This is a genomic window from Bartonella sp. CR127HXZ, from assembly GCF_042194555.1.
GTDB classification, from domain to species: domain Bacteria; phylum Pseudomonadota; class Alphaproteobacteria; order Rhizobiales; family Rhizobiaceae; genus Bartonella; species Bartonella grahamii.
Map to the genome: position 1 here is coordinate 12,898 of NZ_JBHIMZ010000009.1, position 17,408 is coordinate 30,305.

Below are 17,408 nucleotides of genomic sequence, written 5' to 3' on the forward strand. Positions count from 1 at the left end.
TTGTTGTCGGAGATTTCTCTGATGTTCACATTGGTCGTTACGATTGAATGGTAACGGAACTAAAGAACGGGAATAAAAATATGATCCAGAAAAACTGGCAGGAACTTATTAAACCCAATAAGGTTGAATCATGTGCGCATGATAATCCAAATGTTATAAGTGTGATCGCTGAACCTCTTGAGCGGGGTTTTGGCTTAACGTTAGGAAATGCACTTCGTCGCGTGTTGTTATCTTCTCTTCGTGGTGCTGCTATTACTGCTGTGCAGATTGACGGTGTCTTACATGAATTTTCATCGATTCCAGGTGTGCGTGAGGATGTTACGGATATTATTCTGAATATAAAAGAAATTGCGCTTCGTATGGAAGAAGAAGGTCCTAAACGTGTCGTTGTTTATAAAGAGGGGCCTGGTGTCGTGAAAGCGGGAGATATCAGTACCGTTGGGGATATGGAAATTCTAAATCCAGATCATGTTATTTGTACTCTTGATGAAGATGCTGAAATTCGTATGGAATTTATTGTCAACACAGGGAAGGGGTATGTTCCATCTGATCGTAATTGTGTTGATGATGCACGTATAGGACTTATTCCAATTGATAGTCTTTATTCACCAATTCGTAAAGTGTCTTATAAAGTGGAAAATACGCGTGAAGGTCAAGTTTTGGATTATGATAAATTGACCTTAACGATTGAAACGAATGGTGCGGTTAATGGAGAGGATGCTGTTGCTTTTGCAGCACGCATTCTTCAGGATCAATTATCGTTATTTATTAACTTTGAAGAGCCACAGAAGGAGCCTGTTGAAGAGGCTGATTCTGAGCTTTCTTTTAATCCTGCTCTTCTCAAAAAAGTGGATGAATTAGAACTTTCAGTTCGTTCGGCAAATTGTCTTAAGAATGATAATATTGTCTATATTGGTGATCTTATTCAAAAAACAGAATCTGAAATGCTTCGGACACCGAATTTTGGTCGCAAATCGTTGAATGAGATTAAAGAAGTTTTGGCATGTATGGGGTTACATCTTGGGATGGAAATTCCTGCGTGGCCACCTGAAAACATTGATGATCTTGCAAAACGTTATGAAGATCAATATTAAAATTAGAATTTAAGGAGAGGGCTTATGCGCCACAGTAAGTCAGGACGCAAGTTGAATCGTACTGCCAGTCACCGTAAAGCGATGTTTGCAAATATGGCAACTTCGTTGATCGAGCATGAGCAGATTGTGACAACGCTTCCAAAGGCTAAGGAAATTCGTCCTATTGTTGAAAAACTCGTTACTCTTGGTAAGCGTGGTGGTTTGCATGCGCGTCGGCAAGCAATTGCAGCACTTCGTGATGCAGGAAAGGTTGCAAAATTATTTGATACGCTTGCGCCACGTTATGCATCACGCAACGGTGGATATTTGCGTATTATGAAAGCGGGGTTTCGTACCGGTGATAATGCGCCCATGGCTGTTATAGAATTTGTTGATCGTGATGTTGAAGCGAAGGGTGCTGGGGATCGTGCTCGCATGGAGGCTTCTGAGAATGAAAAGAGGACATCTTCGTAAAGTTTTTTACTCTGTTGGATTTTTAAAGGCCGCCTTGTCTTAGGCGGTTTTTTTGTGAGCATTTTTAAGTTTGTTTTAGTTGAGAAATAGGTGCAGAGAGAAAATTATAGGACATTGAATTATCTTATTTTTATAATATTTATTGTTCAAATAGGTTGTTTTTATTCTCTATTATGAAATATTAATAGAGATCCTTAATTTGCGGGGATGAGTTTTTTTATTCTATTAATCTTCAACAGAATGTGCTGATTTTATAAGGAGTGGATTATGAGATATTCTTTTTGGGTGCGGATTTTTTTTGCAATTATGATGCAGATATCATTTGATCATGTATATGCTCATGTACCTCAAACACAAACAGAAATCACTCTTTCATTTGCTCCTTTAGTTAAAAAGACAGTTCCATCTGTTGTAAATATTTATGCAGCTCGACAAATTAGAGCACGCTCACCTTTTGAAGGGGATCCATTTTTTGAGCAGTTTTTTGGTCGTTTTCAAAATAATTTTCCTGTTCGCAAGCAATCGTCATTAGGATCAGGGGTGATTGTTGATGCACGTGGTTTGATTGTTACAAATTACCATGTCATTAAAGATGCAAGCGAAATTAAAGTGGCTTTTTCTGATGGGCGGGAGTTTGAGAGTAAGATCGTGCTCAAAGATGAAGCAACTGATATTGCAATTCTTGAAGTTGAGGAAAAAGATGCTCAATTCCCTGTTCTTTCTTTGGGAAATTCTGATGCTGTTGAAGTTGGTGATCTTGTTCTTGCTATTGGTAATCCTTTTGGTGTTGGTCAAACAGTTACAAGTGGTATTGTTTCAGCGCAAGCGCGTACACGTGTTGGGATTTCTGATTTTGACTTTTTTATTCAAACAGACGCTGCCATTAATCCAGGGAATTCTGGTGGCGCTTTAATTGATATGAAAGGTCAATTAATCGGAATTAATACAGCTATTTATTCGCGTTCCGGTGGTTCTGTAGGGATTGGTTTTGCTATTCCAGTTAATCTTGTAAAAGTGATGCTTGATACTGTTAAACGCGGTGGAAAATATTTTGTGCCGCCTTATATTGGGGCTTCTTTTCAAAATGTTACACCTGATATTGCTGGTGGTTTAGGTTTAGAACGTCCCTATGGTGCTCTGATTATTGAAGTTATCAAAGATAGTCCTGCTGAAAAAGCTGGATTGAAAGTAGGTGATGTTATTTTGAGTGTGCAAGGGGTACGCGTTGATAGTCCAGATAGTCTTGGGTATCGTTTGATGACAGCTGACGTTGAGCATAGTCTTGCTTTGGAATATTTACGAAATGGAAAAACTTTAAAAACACAAATAATAGTTTCATCGATATCAGAAACTGCATTTTTAAAATCTGAAAAAATCACGGGTGACAGTCCTCTTGCCGGTGCTGAAGTGTTAGATTTAACACCGCAAAATAGTCGACGTTTTCATCTTCCTATATCTGCAAAAGGGGTTGTGATTACCAACCTTGATGACATGAGCAATGCAGCTGGAATTTTTCAGTCAGGAGATATTCTACGTGTTGTAAATGGCCATAAAATTCAAACAGTTCATCAGTTGAAAAAGGTTCTTATGCAAGCTCGTTCGCGTACTTGGCAATTGGAATATGAACGTGATGGTATGTATATTCGCCAATTTATTCGTTGAGGTTTTTTTTGAAGAAAGATTTTTTTACTTCGTCTTTTGATTTTCAAGTTAATAAAAATCAGCCACTTGCAGAAAGAATGCGCCCTTGTTCTCTCAATGATGTTGTGGGACAAAAGCATTTGATTGGAGAGGATGGTTTGCTTTCACGTATGGTGGCAACTGGCTCAATTGGATCGATGATTTTTTGGGGACCTCCAGGGACGGGAAAAACAACCGTTGCACGTTTGTTAGCACTTGAAACAAATTTCGCGTTTGAGCAGGTTTCTGCTATTTTTACAGGAGTTTCTGAGCTTAAAAAGATTTTTGAAGTTGCGCAGAGGCGTTTTATATCTGGGGATAAAACACTTCTCTTTGTTGATGAAATTCATCGGTTTAATCGTGCACAGCAGGATAGTTTTCTTCCTGTGATGGAAGAAGGTACTGTGGTACTTATAGGTGCAACAACCGAAAATCCTTCTTTTGAACTTAATGCTGCTCTTCTTTCGCGTGCACGTGTTTTAACATTTCTTTCACATGATCATGAAAGTTTGGACATGCTTTTAAGGCGTGCTGAAGAAGTGGAGGGAAAAACTCTTCCTTTGGATAATGATTCCAGAGACGTTTTGATAGAGATGTCTGATGGTGATGCGCGGGTAGCGTTAACATTGGCAGAGGAAGTTTGGTCTATTGCACCATTGGGAGAGATTCTTGATGTTGTTGCTTTGCAAAAAGTTATTCAGCGTCGTGTGCCCATTTATGATAAAGGACGAGATGGGCATTATAATCTCATTTCAGCGTTGCATAAATCCGTTCGTGGATCTGATCCTGATGCTGCGCTTTATTATTTGGCACGTATGTTGGATGCTGGTGAAGATCCTCTCTATATTGGGCGAAGATTGGTTCGTATGGCCGTTGAAGATGTTGGTTTGGCGGATCCTCAAGCTCTTGTCATTTGTAATGCAGCAAAAGATGCCTATGATTATTTAGGATCACCAGAAGGAGAATTGGCTTTGGCGCAAGCATGTCTTTATGTTGCAACTGCGCCAAAGTCAAATGCAACATATCTCGCGTATAAAGCAGCACTGCGTTGTGCGCGCAAAAATGGCTCTTTATCACCTCCTAAGCATATTCTTAATGCTCCTACGAAATTTATGAAGGAGGAAGGGTTTGGAAATGGTTATTGTTATGACCATGATGAACCAGACGCTTTTTCAGGACAAGAATATTTTCCCGAAAAACTTGGGCGTCAGAGTTATTATAAGCCAGTTGAGCGTGGTTTTGAGCGTGAAATTGTGAAACGTCTTGAGTGGTGGAAACAATTGCGCAAAAAACGTAAAGATCAAAAATAAAATTTGAGTGGAAATACATGTTTTATTGATCTTGGATTTATTTTTTATCTCTTATGTTATTGTATGAGCAGTTTAGCTTATATTTTAAATATTTATTGCATTGCTCGTAGAGATTTTTTTTGATATCTTCAAAAGTGCATATTTTTTTATCAAATTTAAATGTGTTATTCAACTTTTAAGCTGCTTTATTTTTGTGGTGTTTATTAAATAATATAATTGATTTATAACGATAACTCACTGTTTTGTAAGTTGAATGAAAGTCCTAAATACCGTGAATTTTACTCATTCCAAGCTTGGTATTTGTTGAAGCAATCAAATCATTCGCTTGCATGTTATAAGCAGGATTAGCGTGTGATAAAAACTGTACAAGAAAGAACTAAAAATTCTTCTTATGAAGCGTCTCAAGTGCCGAGAGTTGTCGCAACATTGGGGGATGATAAATAGTGTGATGGTGCCGACTTTCTCATTCTTTAGTGTAAAGATGGTGGCTCCCAAAGGGCTTTACAGTATACCGCATTCATGGGTGTTGTCACGAAGTGAGCTTGGGGGTGTTGAGAGATGTTTCTTAAATCAAGTGCATGAATATGCAACACAGTGGCGTTTTGTTCTTCGATGCGATAGGGGATGAGGTTGATTGATAATGCGTTTTTGTGTGATCAATAGCAGGAGAATTCTTAGTCACTTAAGTACTTAATCAAAGGGATAAGAAGAAGGGCTGTAGAACATTGTGTTTAAATTTAAATTGTTCCTTTTCTAGAGAGATATAAATATGTTAACTATGCTCTCATAGGGATATTATTTTATTGGAGTTTATTTTGTGTCATAAGATAAGCGATGCCAATTCTTTATTGTGATGGTCATGAATGTTATGGACATAATGTGGAGATAGGAATGGAAATAGTCTGTGAAAATCTAAACTCAAGCCTTTAGTTAAATTAAAAGTACAGTGTACACTTAGGTTTTAGGTTATTATGAATCGGTCAAGGATATAATCGTGGATAAAACAAAAGCTCTCGATGCTGCTCTCTCACAAATTGAACGTTCTTTTGGTAAAGGCTCGATTATGCGTCTTGGGCAAAAAGAGCAGGTTGTTGAAATTGAAACAGTTCCAACAGGGTCGTTATCCTTGGATATTGCTTTAGGGATTGGTGGATTACCGAAGGGGCGTATTGTTGAGATTTATGGACCAGAAAGTTCTGGGAAAACAACATTGGCTCTACATGCTATTGCTGAAGCACAGAAAGGGGGTGGAATTTGTGCTTTTATTGATGCAGAGCATGCGCTTGATCCTATTTATGCGCGTAAGCTTGGTGTTGATTTAGAAAACTTGTTCATTTCTCAGCCAGATACCGGTGAACAGGCATTGGAAATTACAGAAACGTTGGTTCGTTCTGGTGCAGTTGATGTGCTTGTTGTGGATTCTGTCGCAGCTTTAACACCGCGAGCAGAAATTGACGGTGAAATGGGTGATGCTTTGCCCGGATTGCAAGCTCGGTTAATGAGTAAAGCGTTGCGAAAATTAACAGCAGCAATTTTTCGCTCTAACTGTATGGTTGTCTTTATTAATCAAATTCGCATGAAAATTGGTGTGATGTTTGGTTCTCCCGAAACGACAACGGGTGGAAACGCTTTAAAGTTTTATGCTTCTGTTCGTTTAGATATTCGTCGCATTGGATCCATTAAAGATAGGGATGCAATCGTTGGTAATCAGACGCGTGTTAAAGTGGTGAAGAATAAACTGGCACCTCCATTCAAGCAGGTTGAGTTTGATATTATTTATGGTGAAGGTATTTCCAAAGTAGGTGAATTGATTGATTTGGGTGTCAAGGTTGGTATTGTGGAAAAATCTGGTGCATGGTTCTCTTATAATTCTCAGCGTTTAGGACAGGGGCGTGAGAATGCAAAGCAGTTTTTACGTGAACATGCGGAAATAGCTACAGAGATTGAAGCAGCTTTGCGCCAAAATGCTGGTTTGATTGCGATTGAATTGTTAGAAAATGCAGGGTCAGAAAATATAGAAAGTGATGAAACCATTTGATGGAGCGTTTTTTTCGTCTATAATTTTTTTCTGTTTTTTTGTTTGAGTTTTTAAATACACAGTCATTTTTTTCTCAATTTTTTAAAACAAATATTCCATTCTTTGATTAAATTGACTCCATGCTTGGCGAAGAGGATATTTAATGAGGGGGATTTTTCTTTTATGGTTTTGTGCTGTATTGAGCAGGTGTCAGTATGAATAGTGTTAATAATATTCGGTCAATATTTTTGGATTATTTTCATCGTAATGGGCATAAAGTTCTTTCTTCTAGTCCGCTTGTTCCGAGAAATGATCCTACACTTATGTTTACAAATGCAGGGATGGTGCAGTTTAAAAATGTTTTTACTGGACTTGAACAACCTCCTTATAAGCAGGCAACAACGGCACAAAAATGTGTTCGTGCGGGTGGAAAGCATAATGATCTTGATAATGTTGGTTATACGGCACGCCATCATACATTTTTTGAAATGCTGGGTAATTTTTCTTTCGGTGATTATTTCAAAGAAGAAGCCATTCTTTTATCATGGAATCTTTTAACGAAGGAATTTTGCCTACCAAAAGATAAATTGTTGGTGACAGTTTACCATAGTGATGATGTTGCTGCTGAACTGTGGCGTAGAATTTCAGGTCTTCCAGATGAAAAAATTGTCCGTATTGCGACGGCTGATAATTTTTGGTCGATGGGAGAAACAGGACCTTGTGGTCCTTGTTCGGAGATTTTTTATGATCATGGCGATGAAATCTGGGGTGGTCCTCCTGGAAGTATGGAAGAAGATGGCGATCGCTTTATTGAGATTTGGAATCTTGTTTTTATGCAATATGAGCAGATTTCTCAGGAAAAACGTGTTGATTTGCCTCATCCTTCTATTGATACCGGTATGGGATTAGAGCGTATTGCTGCTGTTTTACAGGGCGTTCATGATAATTATGACATTGATCTTTTTCGTGCATTAATTGCTGCATCAGAAGAAATTACAGAGATTGAGGCAAAGGGTGATTTTATTGCCAGTCATCGTGTCATTGCTGATCATCTTCGTTCATCTGCATTTTTGATTGCTGATGGTGTGCTTCCTTCTAATGAAGGAAGAGGATATGTTTTACGTCGTATTATGCGTCGTGCTATGCGTCATGCGCATCTTCTTGGTGCTAAAGAGCCCTTATTGTGGCGACTTTTGCCTGCTTTAAACCGCGAAATGGGACAGGCCTATCCTGAATTGGTGCGTGCTGAATCTTTGATTTCAGAAACTTTAAGGTTAGAAGAAATACGTTTTCGTAAAACGCTTGAACGAGGACTTGGTTTGTTAAATGAAGCAAGTACCGATCTTAAAGAAGGAGATCATTTAAATGGTGAAGTTGCTTTCAAGCTTTATGATACCTATGGTTTTCCGCTTGATTTAACGCAGGATGTTTTGCGGCGTCGTGGAATATCTGTTGATGTTGATACTTTTGATAAAGCGATGGAACGTCAAAAAGAGGAAGCGCGTGCCAATTGGTCTGGTTCTGGGGAAGCTGTAACAGAAAAGATCTGGTTTTCTGTTCGTGATAAAGTGGGGGCTACAGAATTTTTGGGTTATGAAACAGAAACGGCTAAAGGCATTCTTACAGCTCTCGTGTGTGATGGTAAACTGGTTGATCATATTTCTTTAGGTCAGAAAGCTATGCTTGTTGTTAATCAAACACCTTTTTATGGTGAATCTGGTGGACAAGTTGGTGATAGTGGGATCATTTCTGGTGAAAATTTTATTTTTGAGGTGCATGATACCCAAAGAAAGGGTGATGGTGTTTTTATCCATATTGGGGTGGTGAAATCTGGTCAGGCATCAAGGTCTGATTGTGTAGAATTAAACGTTGATGTTGTTCGTCGTAAAAAAATTCGTGGAAATCATTCTGCTACCCATTTGTTACACGAAGCTTTACGACAAGTTTTGGGATCTCATGTTACACAAAAAGGCTCTCTTGTATTGCCAGATCGGTTGCGTTTTGATTTTTCTCATCCAAAATCCGTTTCACCAGAAGAACTGAAAAAAATAGAAGATTTAGCAAATGAGATTATTTTGCAAAATAGTAGAGTGGTAACGCGCCTCATGGCTGTAGATGATGCAATTTCTGAAGGTGCAATGGCATTATTTGGTGAGAGATATGGTGATGAAGTTCGCGTTGTTTCTATGGGGGAGCCACTTGAACAGCGAAGATTAAAAAAGCATTGGTCAATAGAGCTTTGTGGAGGCACACATGTGGAGCGAACAGGTGATATTGGTTTGATTCATATTTTTTCTGAAAGTTCTGTTTCAGCTGGAGTGCGGCGTATTGAAGCTTTAACAGGCAAAGAAGCACGTCTTTATCTTAGCCGCCAAGATGAACGTATTCATGAAATTGCTGATCTTTTAAAAACTTCTTCTGCTGGCGTGGAAGAACGGGTGCGAATTTTGCTTGATGATCGTCGTAAACTTGAAAAAGAATTGAATGATGTACGCAAGAAAATGATGTTGAGTGGTGGAATAACAGAAAGGAGCCAAGGTGATATTACCATCATTAAAGGGCTTTCTTTTACCGGACGCGTTGTTAAAAATATTTTACCACGGGATCTTAAGGCGCTCGTCGATTCTGAGAAAAAACAAATCGGATCTGGAGTGGTTGCTTTTATTAGTGTCTCAGAGGATGGAAAAGGGAGTGCTGTTGTTGGCGTTACGGATGATTTAACGGATAAGTTAAATGCTGTTGATCTCGTTCGTATTCTTTCAGGTATGCTTGGTGGTAAAGGTGGAGGTGGCCGTCCTGATATGGCGCAGGCTGGTGGTCCTGAGGGGAACAAAGCTGATGAGGCATTTGCGGCACTAAAAGATTTTCTGGAAAAAATTAAAGAATGAAATCATTCTGCATAGGTGTTTCTTACATTTTTATATTGGGTTGGCGTCTAAGTATCACGAATATCTATCTAGTGTGTTGCTGAAATCAGATACAGCGTAATTGGGGGAAAATCCAATTGTAAAGACAAAATAGATTATGCAGCACTTCATGCTTTGCTGTGTATTCTTTTACTAAGAAGACTAGTTATTGTGTTGCTCCTATAGATTTTTTTGAAGAAATATCTCTTTTTATGAAAGGGATAATACAAGATTTATTGCATACGATTATCCTTATAAAGTTATAAGCTGTCATTATTTTATTAGCTTTCAAATAACTAAAATCCCTTTCCTTGAAAAGGCTTATAAAAGAGTTGTTGTATCTTAGAGATATTGTATTGTTTTCATTTTTCTTGTTATGTACAAGCAAACAGTTTTTTTATTTATCATTAAAAGGTCTTGAAAAGAATATTCTCCTATCTTTATAAATCTTTATTTCAAGTTATAAAATAATGAATTATCAATATAAATCAAAGGAATGTTACACAAATCTAAAGATTTAGATTAATATCTAATTTATTATGATGAGATTATCTTAATATATTGATTTATAATGATAATTTATCGTTTCAAATTCTGTGTATGTTAAATTAATCAAAATCACTCATGGATGTCGTTGTGAAATGGGCTTAGGAGCATTGAGAAATGTTTCTAAAAAAGCCATATGAATGTGCAAAACAATGACATTCTGTTCTTTATGAGAGGATTATAAAGAACGTGATAAACAAAAAGCAATACATAATATTCATTATTAAAAAAGCTATTGCTTCAGTTCGTTTTGAAATTCGTAAAGCTGAGTTAAAAGAAGACGGTAAAACTGGAAGTTATTTTTACCTTTACATCTTTATATTTTCCCTAAATGAGAGTGTATACTCGTTAATACGCACAGATATAGGGCAATATTTTTGTCCCAATCTAGTAAAATTGCAATAGCAGAGAAAATACTAAATTGTTTTAATATCTGTCTTAAATACCTGAAATGGATTGTGGCATTTTTAGAAATCTTTTTACTTGCATTATACAAGCGCTCTTGTTGTATTGAGGAGGATTTTTTTGCATAAGATTTATGAAGAGTATCATTTTTATGATGCTATGGCTTCGTGTAAGGGGATAACATTTTCTCCTTCTCTTTCTGGTGGTTTGATTGTTAAACCACTTGCCTTTAAAAATTTAGAGAAACGCCCTCCTTTATCGATCAATTCTTGAAAGTTTCCTTTTTCCATTAAGTAACCATGTTCCAGAAAGAGTATCATATCAGCATTGCGTACTGTTGAGAGGCGATGTGCTATAATAAAAGTAGTGCGGTTATGGCGTATGGAATCGAGAGCATCTTTGACACGTGCTTCTGTTTCAACATCAAGAGCACTTGTTGCTTCATCTAGAATGAGAATAGGGGCATTTTTTAAAACAGCGCGTGCAATTGCTAGTCGCTGTTTTTCTCCACCTGATAATTGAGATCCTCGTTCGCCCACTATTGTGTTATAACAATCAGCTTTTTTTAGAATAAAATCGTGAGCTTCTGCTAATTTTGCTGCTTCATAAAGTTCTTCATTCGTTGCGCTCGTTTTTCCTATTGAAATATTGTCATGAATAGTACGGTTGAAAAGACCCGAGTCTTGAAATACTGTTGCTAGAGATTTGCGTAAAGATTCGCGATTGATCGAGCATATATTTATTCCATCAATGGAGATATGCCCAAAGGCAGGGTCGTATACGCGCTGCAACAGATTGATCAATGTTGTCTTCCCAGCCCCTGTTGGTCCTACAATCGCAACAGTTTGTCCTGCTTTAACCTCAAAGGAAACATCAAAAACACCTTGAGAAGAATTTGGGAATTTATAGGTCACGTGATGGAATTGTATGGCGCCTTTAACATTTTGAAGGGAAGGAAGATTTTGCGGTTCGTTGATATGAAAGGTTGAGTCTTCCATTTCAAAAAATTCTTGCAGTTTTGCTTGTGAGGATATTGCACAATTAATAAAATTACTCATTTGGTCTAGACGGCTAATCATGAGTTGTGCAAATCCAACAAAAGCAACAACTTCACCTACTCGTAATTGACCTTTTGCAACAAAAAAAGCTCCAAGGAGAAGAACACAAACGATTGAAATTGTTGAAGCCATTCGATTTAAGCCACTGGCCAGCGCCCACCAATTGAGAACAGGATTTTGTGCTTTAAGCAGAGCATTTGTATGTTGATGCAGTATAGAAGTTTCTTCTTCTATTCGGTTATAACTTTGTACAATGGAAACATTAGAGATTGAATCACTGACATGTTTAAAAAGGTTGTGGTGGTAGCATTCTACAGCGGCTTGTCCGTCTTTTGTTTTTCGCATCACTAAACGTGCAATTAATACGTAGATGATGGCAAGCACAACCAAGACTATTGAAAGACGCCAATTCATATTAAACGCTATGGGGATGAGAACCAATAAGGCGACAAGTGTTGAGAGGTGTTGGCGCATAAAATCAAGCCATATGGTTGACATGGAATCTATTGCGCGCAAAAGTGTATGGAGTGCGTTGGAAGTCCCACGTTGTTGATGCCAAATTAAAGGCATGGCAATGATACGTTCGAAAGATTCCGTTAAAACCGTTAAGCGGCGTCTATGGGCTAAGCGGTCAGCACCGCGAGCAACAAGGACATAAGCAATAATATGTGAAAGTCCAAAACAAACCCAAAGGGTAAGAGTAGGAATGATAGCTGATTTTTCTGAAATAGAATCAATAACACGTCCGAATAAAATAGGTTCTGCAATGGTGATAATAGCTAATATAACATTAGCGGTACAGATTAAAAGAGATGCATTTTTTTCTCTATTTAGGTAAGTGAGAACACGTGCATAGGTTTTGAATAAGGACACGGTTAATTATCTCCATTCGCTATTAAGCGTAAAGGCTGTTGATTTTTATAACGCTTAGTTTTTAGCTAATAGAATTTGACCGTTAAGAAAAGGCAATTTTGGATACTAACTGTAATATGGTGTGATAAAGCCAACTAAAATATGAATTTTTGTGTTTATAAAGGCGCAAAACAGATCAATAAAATTATCAGGTAAAAAATTTTGGGCAGAGAAAATTAACAGGTAAGGGAATTTTCATGGCAGGCGTAGAAATAAAAAAAGTTGAGGTAGATGAAAATGGAATGCGCTTAGATCGCTGGTTTAAAGTGCATTATCCAGGACTTGGTTTTGGAGCTTTGCAGAAATTGTTGCGTTCTGGTCAGATACGGCTTGATGGTGGACGTGTTAAAGCCGATACGCGTCTTTGTATGGGGCAAGCTGTTCGTATTCCACCTCTCCCTATTAGTGACAAGGAAAATCTTTCAATAACGGATAAAACACTTCGTGGGCAGGATGATGAAACCGTTTTGAAAAAAATGCTGCTTTATGAAGATCCAAAGGTATTTGTTTTTAACAAGCCAGCTGGGTTGGCTGTACAAGGAGGTTCTGGTTTAACACGTCATATGGATAGTATGCTTGAGGTATGGCGCAATAAAAAAGGTGAAAAGCCGCGTTTGGTTCATCGTCTTGATCGTGAGACGTCGGGTGTCTTTATTGTTGCGCGATCAAGGGGAGCGGCTCAGTCCTTAACAGCTGCTTTTAGAGCGCGAGAAACAAAAAAGACTTATTGGGCGTTGGTTCGGGGCGTGCCTAAAAAAAAGCAGGACAAAATTTCAACGTGGATGGTTAAGGAAATGACTGCACAAGGTGATAAAATGCGTGTTTGTGAACATGGGGAGCCAGATTCACATCATGCGGTTTCCTACTATCGCGTTTTAGATACGCGAGGGCGGGCTCTTTCGTGGCTTGAAATGGAACCCTATACAGGGAGAACACATCAGCTTCGTGTGCATGCTGCCTATATGGATCATCCGATCATTGGCGATACAAAATATTTTTTTTCTGATAGTAATTGGACATTACCAGGAGGAATTCAAAACCGTCTTCATCTTCATGCACGTCGTATTCGTATTCCTCATCCTTCAGGAGGAATATTGGATATTGTTGCACCTTTACCACCTCATATGGTCCAAAGTTTTAATCTTTTGTCTTTTAATGAGAGTGATGCTGAAACAGAGTAAAGAAATTTCATTTGTTCTTTTTGATTGATACAAATTCTGTCTATAAATTTGATAAGATGAATAGGGCATCATTTGGAGAAAGTTTTTGATAAGTCAATCGCTATGAAAAAATTGTGTTTTTGAGTGATGAAATTTTCGAATATCATAAGTTTTCTTTCTATAGCTCTTTATCCATATAGATTGTATTGTTATTTTTGGATATGGTATGTTATTAATAATCTGAGTTGATGAAGCTGCTCCTTTGAATTATCTATAGAGGTCATATATTGGGAAGGTTTGTCTGTTGAGGGAGATGGGTTAGATAAAGTCTGAAGGATATTTACTAAAATAGTGAGGGCAATTTTAATTTTTTTATGGGAGATAATTGAGGCATTTTATAGTAATGCTTAGGAAAAGCATCTTCTCAAAGAATTCCTGTGGTCAAGGAAGTTTGGTTTGTTATCAATGTTGTTTGATATGCTTATAGTATAGATTTATGCTTTGTATCTTTGTTTATATGAAGGTTTATTAGCAAAGTTCTTCTTTCAATGAGCAATTATTTTTCTACTTACTTAGTTTATCCAAAAGATTGTCTTTCATGAAAGAAGAAATAAGTTTTTAGTATCTTAATGCTTCATTGAAGTGAACTCATCACATTGAAAAAATATCTAGACAAAAAAATGGAGATAAAACGTCAGGTGCGTTTTATTGCTCTAAGGAGGGCTTGAACACTTTTGTTTTGTCTAGTGAACAAAAACAGATATTTATTATGGGAACATTCAAAGGGGGAATAAGTTGAAATTAGGAGTGACTGATGGGATCATTATTGATTGACGTTAATAACGTCTCAAAAATATATCGCAACATTGACAGAGGAATTGGTTTTAAAAACAAGGTGGTTTCTCTCTTCAAGCCGGTTTATACAAATCATCATGTGTTAAAAGATATGAGTTTTACCCTCTTTCAGGGCAATCATTAGCAATTCTTGGCCCTAACGGAGCGGGTAAATCGACACTGATTAAAATACTTTCTGGTATACAATATGCTGATGAGGGATGTGTTAAAGTCCTTGGTGTTGATCCTTATAAAGCAAAAAAAGATCTGTTCAAGTCTTTGGGTGTGGTCTTTGGTCACAAGAATTGTTTGTGGTGGGATTTACCCTTACGCTACAGTCTGGATATGGTTCGACCATTATATGGTCTTGAACGCGCCTCTTTTACCCGTGATCTTAGAGAGATTACAGAGTTGCTGGGTCTTGAGCATATTATGGATAAGCCAGTGCGGATGCTTAGTCTGGGTGAGAGAGTGAAAAGTGAATTGGCATTTAATCTCTCCTTTAGACCTAAACTGTTGTTTCTCGATGAGCCAAGTATTGGTCTTGATATTACATCTAAGCATGAAATCAGGGAGCTTCTTAAAAAACTGAAAAGGGAGCGCGGCACAGGGTATATCATCACGAGTCATGATATGGGAGATATTGATGGATACGTTGATGATATTATTCTCTTGCATAAGGGAAAGAAACAGTTTCATGGCAATCTTCAAGCGCTTAAAAATGTCATTCCTTCTTTGGTGAGAATGACGCTTTTTTGTGAACACGTAGCTACATCTTCAACTGTTGTAGAAAAAATTGATGAGATTGCGTTGAAATCATCTACTTCTTTAAAGGATAAGCACTTTAACGCTGAAGAATGCTCGCTGGAGGTTTCGCTGCCCCGTGAGGATTTTGCGCGTTTTGTACGCGAAATTACAACCGAACTGAACTGTACGTTCTCTGTATCCACTCCCTCGCTTGAAGAGATGCTCCGTGTTAAATTTAAAGAATTTATCTAACCACTGCTTTGGTATGTTTCTTTTTGCCAAGAATGGATTACTCACTGTTCTAAGTGATAGAGTAATGTTTTTTACCGATATTATCATTGGGACACTTTCGCCATTTGTTATTCAACTTCTATTATGGAATGCACTTTTCTCTGATATGGGCAACACCATAAATGGCTTTAGCTTTCATGATATGATGTATTATTATGCTTTTGCTTTAGTCCTAGGACGCTTAAATAATGGTTATAATGTGATTAAGTTTTTCTCTCATCATGTTAAAGAAGGTCAATTAGAAGTATATCTTACAAAGCCCTTCAGTTATATGACACAAATGCTTTTTACTTTTTTAGGGGAGAGTGTATTATATAGCATCCCGTTATTGGCTCTTTTTGTTGTTAAGCTTGTTTCATCCTATGAAAATATTCTGGGATTGGTCATCGCTTTTCTATTCTTTTTTCTCATTGTTATTCTATCACAATTGCTTTGTTTTTTAATCTCTTTTGGAATTGCCTTATTAAGCTTTTTGGTGATTGAGTACAATATATTACTCTCTTTCAGTATTCTCAGTTCAGCGCTTCTTGGGGGTGTTCTTTTACCACCATCTTTTTGGCCGGTATGGCTTATTCCGCTTATGCAATTTAATCCTTATCGTTTCATGATATCAGCTCCTGCCGAGTTTTTCGCGACGCAAAATTTAGCGTTGTTTCAGCAGTTTATTTTCGGAAGTTTTACTTATATTTTGTGTCTTTTATTCTTAATTTATATTGCTTGGAATAAAGGAATGAAAGCATATAATGGAGCGGGTGGTTGAGATGAAAATAATCCTTCATTTTATCAGCCTGAATATCCGCCGACAGATTGTTTATGGTAAGAATTTGGCTGGGGAGTTTATTCTTTCTCTATGCTATTATTTTATTCAATTCATATTTATTGATAGAATATCTTCTTTTTCAGGAAAGATCGGTAACTATAGCACAGATGAAATTCATTTTATCTTTGTTGTCTTTGTTTTACTTGGAATATTTTTGAATATTTTTACTAATTCTATTGAAACATTTTTTGAAAAAGTAGCGGATGGTAAAATTGAGCCATACTTGATAAAGCCTGTTTCAATCTGGTTGTTGATGTTGTTTGGTTGGTGTAAACCACTTAATCTGATCAAGCTCTTTGTTCTTTATGTTAGTGCCTATTTATTTGTATCATTACCGAATATATCCGATCTTAAGCTCAGATGGATCTCTTTTATTGTTGCAATATTTTGTGTTTTTATCGTCAATATTTGTTTTTTCATGATGTTTAATTTTATAACATTTATTATTAGCCGTAAGATGCCTGTCGAATATTTTCATGAAATGATTTACGAACTGTCATTTGTACCAATAGGCATTTATCCTTTAAGCATCGTAAAATGGTTTTTGTTTATGCTTCCTATGGCTTTTTCTGCTTCTTTGCCCGTTTCACTGTTATTTGGTAAAGGCGAATGGAATATTGGATATCTTCTGTTGAGTACTTTTCTTTTTATTGCTATGACTTTCATAAGTTTAAAAAAAACAATTCGTAAATTTAATGGATTAGGGGGATGATATAAAAGTCAGAAAGTTATAATCGTGGAAGACAATGAACTTTATTAAAGAACTTTATTAAAATTATTCCGCGTTCTTGTAGAAACGAGAGGCTGTGAAATCGTCAAAATGTGTAATGTCCTTATGGCATTAGATTTGGCGCGTTCACCAAAAGTTATCTCTTATTGTATCTGATTTAGCTTTTTCAATCAAAGAGCTAAGCTGGAGTTTACGCTAATTTTTTTTACTAGGACAGCTATTTCTTCCTAATTTATAATAATGCAAATAATTTTATCAGAATCTTTCAATAAAGTATTTTTTTGTTTTCTGTAAATTTTTAAAATATTTATCTTACTATATTATATAAAAAATAAAAAACAGTACGTGTAACTAAAAAACAACACGTTGGTATTTTTTATACTATAATATCATAATAATATTTACGGCAATAAAGCTAAAATTATAATAAAAACAATAAAATAAT

11 protein-coding genes are annotated in these 17,408 nt (G+C 36.9%); 10 read left to right on the forward strand and 1 reads right to left on the reverse strand.

What is annotated here, in order from left to right; translation table 11 throughout:
- The first annotated feature begins 80 nt into the window (after positions 1 to 80).
- The 6 genes from ACFIKY_RS06325 (at position 81) to alaS (ending at position 9,442) form a co-directional block, all read left to right on the forward strand.
- Complete coding sequence (locus ACFIKY_RS06325; protein ID WP_015856568.1) at positions 81 to 1,094, forward strand: DNA-directed RNA polymerase subunit alpha; 1,014 nt, start codon at positions 81 to 83, stop codon at positions 1,092 to 1,094.
- Positions 1,095 to 1,118: 24 nt separating this feature from the next.
- Positions 1,119 to 1,547, forward strand: a complete 429-nt coding sequence (gene rplQ, locus ACFIKY_RS06330; protein ID WP_273788262.1) for a 50S ribosomal protein L17 — start codon at positions 1,119 to 1,121, stop codon at positions 1,545 to 1,547.
- A gap of 267 nt (positions 1,548 to 1,814) precedes the next feature.
- Positions 1,815 to 3,209, forward strand: coding sequence for a DegQ family serine endoprotease (locus ACFIKY_RS06335; RefSeq protein ID WP_375635847.1), 1,395 nt, complete (start codon positions 1,815 to 1,817; stop codon positions 3,207 to 3,209).
- Positions 3,210 to 3,217: 8 nt separating this feature from the next.
- On the forward strand, positions 3,218 to 4,537 hold the full coding sequence (locus ACFIKY_RS06340) for a replication-associated recombination protein A (RefSeq protein ID WP_375635848.1): 1,320 nt from the start codon (positions 3,218 to 3,220) through the stop codon (positions 4,535 to 4,537).
- A 994-nt stretch (positions 4,538 to 5,531) separates the two neighbouring features.
- Positions 5,532 to 6,575 carry a recombinase RecA gene (gene recA / locus ACFIKY_RS06345; RefSeq protein ID WP_375635849.1) on the forward strand — a complete coding sequence of 348 codons (1,044 nt, stop codon included), beginning with the start codon at positions 5,532 to 5,534 and terminating at the stop codon, positions 6,573 to 6,575.
- Positions 6,576 to 6,769: 194 nt separating this feature from the next.
- Positions 6,770 to 9,442 (forward strand): alanine--tRNA ligase, encoded by a 2,673-nt coding sequence (gene alaS, locus ACFIKY_RS06350; RefSeq protein ID WP_375635850.1) that lies wholly within the window; start codon positions 6,770 to 6,772, stop codon positions 9,440 to 9,442.
- Positions 9,443 to 10,560: 1,118 nt separating this feature from the next.
- On the opposite strand, the gene ACFIKY_RS06355 is transcribed toward alaS, so the two are convergent.
- Complete coding sequence (locus ACFIKY_RS06355; protein WP_375635851.1) at positions 10,561 to 12,342, reverse strand: glucan ABC transporter ATP-binding protein/ permease; 1,782 nt, start codon at positions 12,340 to 12,342, stop codon at positions 10,561 to 10,563.
- Positions 12,343 to 12,578: 236 nt separating this feature from the next.
- Here ACFIKY_RS06355 and ACFIKY_RS06360 point away from each other — a divergent pair, with 236 nt between their 5' ends.
- From ACFIKY_RS06360 to ACFIKY_RS06375, 4 genes are all read left to right on the forward strand, one after another.
- Entirely contained in the window at positions 12,579 to 13,562 is a 984-nt protein-coding gene (locus tag ACFIKY_RS06360) for an RluA family pseudouridine synthase (protein WP_375635852.1), read from the forward strand.
- A 996-nt stretch (positions 13,563 to 14,558) separates the two neighbouring features.
- Entirely contained in the window at positions 14,559 to 15,374 is an 816-nt protein-coding gene (locus tag ACFIKY_RS06365; protein ID WP_375661560.1) for an ATP-binding cassette domain-containing protein, read from the forward strand.
- Positions 15,349 to 16,173: an ABC-2 family transporter protein gene (locus tag ACFIKY_RS06370; RefSeq protein ID WP_375635855.1), complete on the forward strand. Its 825-nt coding sequence runs from the start codon at positions 15,349 to 15,351 to the stop codon at positions 16,171 to 16,173. The genes ACFIKY_RS06365 and ACFIKY_RS06370 overlap by 26 nt, the downstream gene beginning before the upstream one ends.
- Positions 16,157 to 16,945 carry an ABC-2 family transporter protein gene (locus ACFIKY_RS06375; protein WP_375635856.1) on the forward strand — a complete coding sequence of 263 codons (789 nt, stop codon included), beginning with the start codon at positions 16,157 to 16,159 and terminating at the stop codon, positions 16,943 to 16,945. The genes ACFIKY_RS06370 and ACFIKY_RS06375 overlap by 17 nt, the downstream gene beginning before the upstream one ends.
- Positions 16,946 to 17,408: the final 463 nt, after the last annotated feature.

Excerpts from the sequence above, each read along its gene's own strand:
- ACFIKY_RS06325 (WP_015856568.1), top strand. The coding sequence starts at position 81 with ATGATCCAGAAAAACTGGCAGGAACTTATTAAACCCAATAAGGTTGAA.
- rplQ (WP_273788262.1), top strand. The coding sequence starts at position 1,119 with ATGCGCCACAGTAAGTCAGGACGCAAGTTGAATCGTACTGCCAGTCAC.
- ACFIKY_RS06335 (WP_375635847.1), top strand. The coding sequence starts at position 1,815 with ATGAGATATTCTTTTTGGGTGCGGATTTTTTTTGCAATTATGATGCAG.
- alaS (WP_375635850.1), top strand. The coding sequence starts at position 6,770 with ATGAATAGTGTTAATAATATTCGGTCAATATTTTTGGATTATTTTCAT.
- ACFIKY_RS06360 (WP_375635852.1), top strand. The coding sequence starts at position 12,579 with ATGGCAGGCGTAGAAATAAAAAAAGTTGAGGTAGATGAAAATGGAATG.
- ACFIKY_RS06375 (WP_375635856.1), top strand. The coding sequence starts at position 16,157 with ATGGAGCGGGTGGTTGAGATGAAAATAATCCTTCATTTTATCAGCCTG.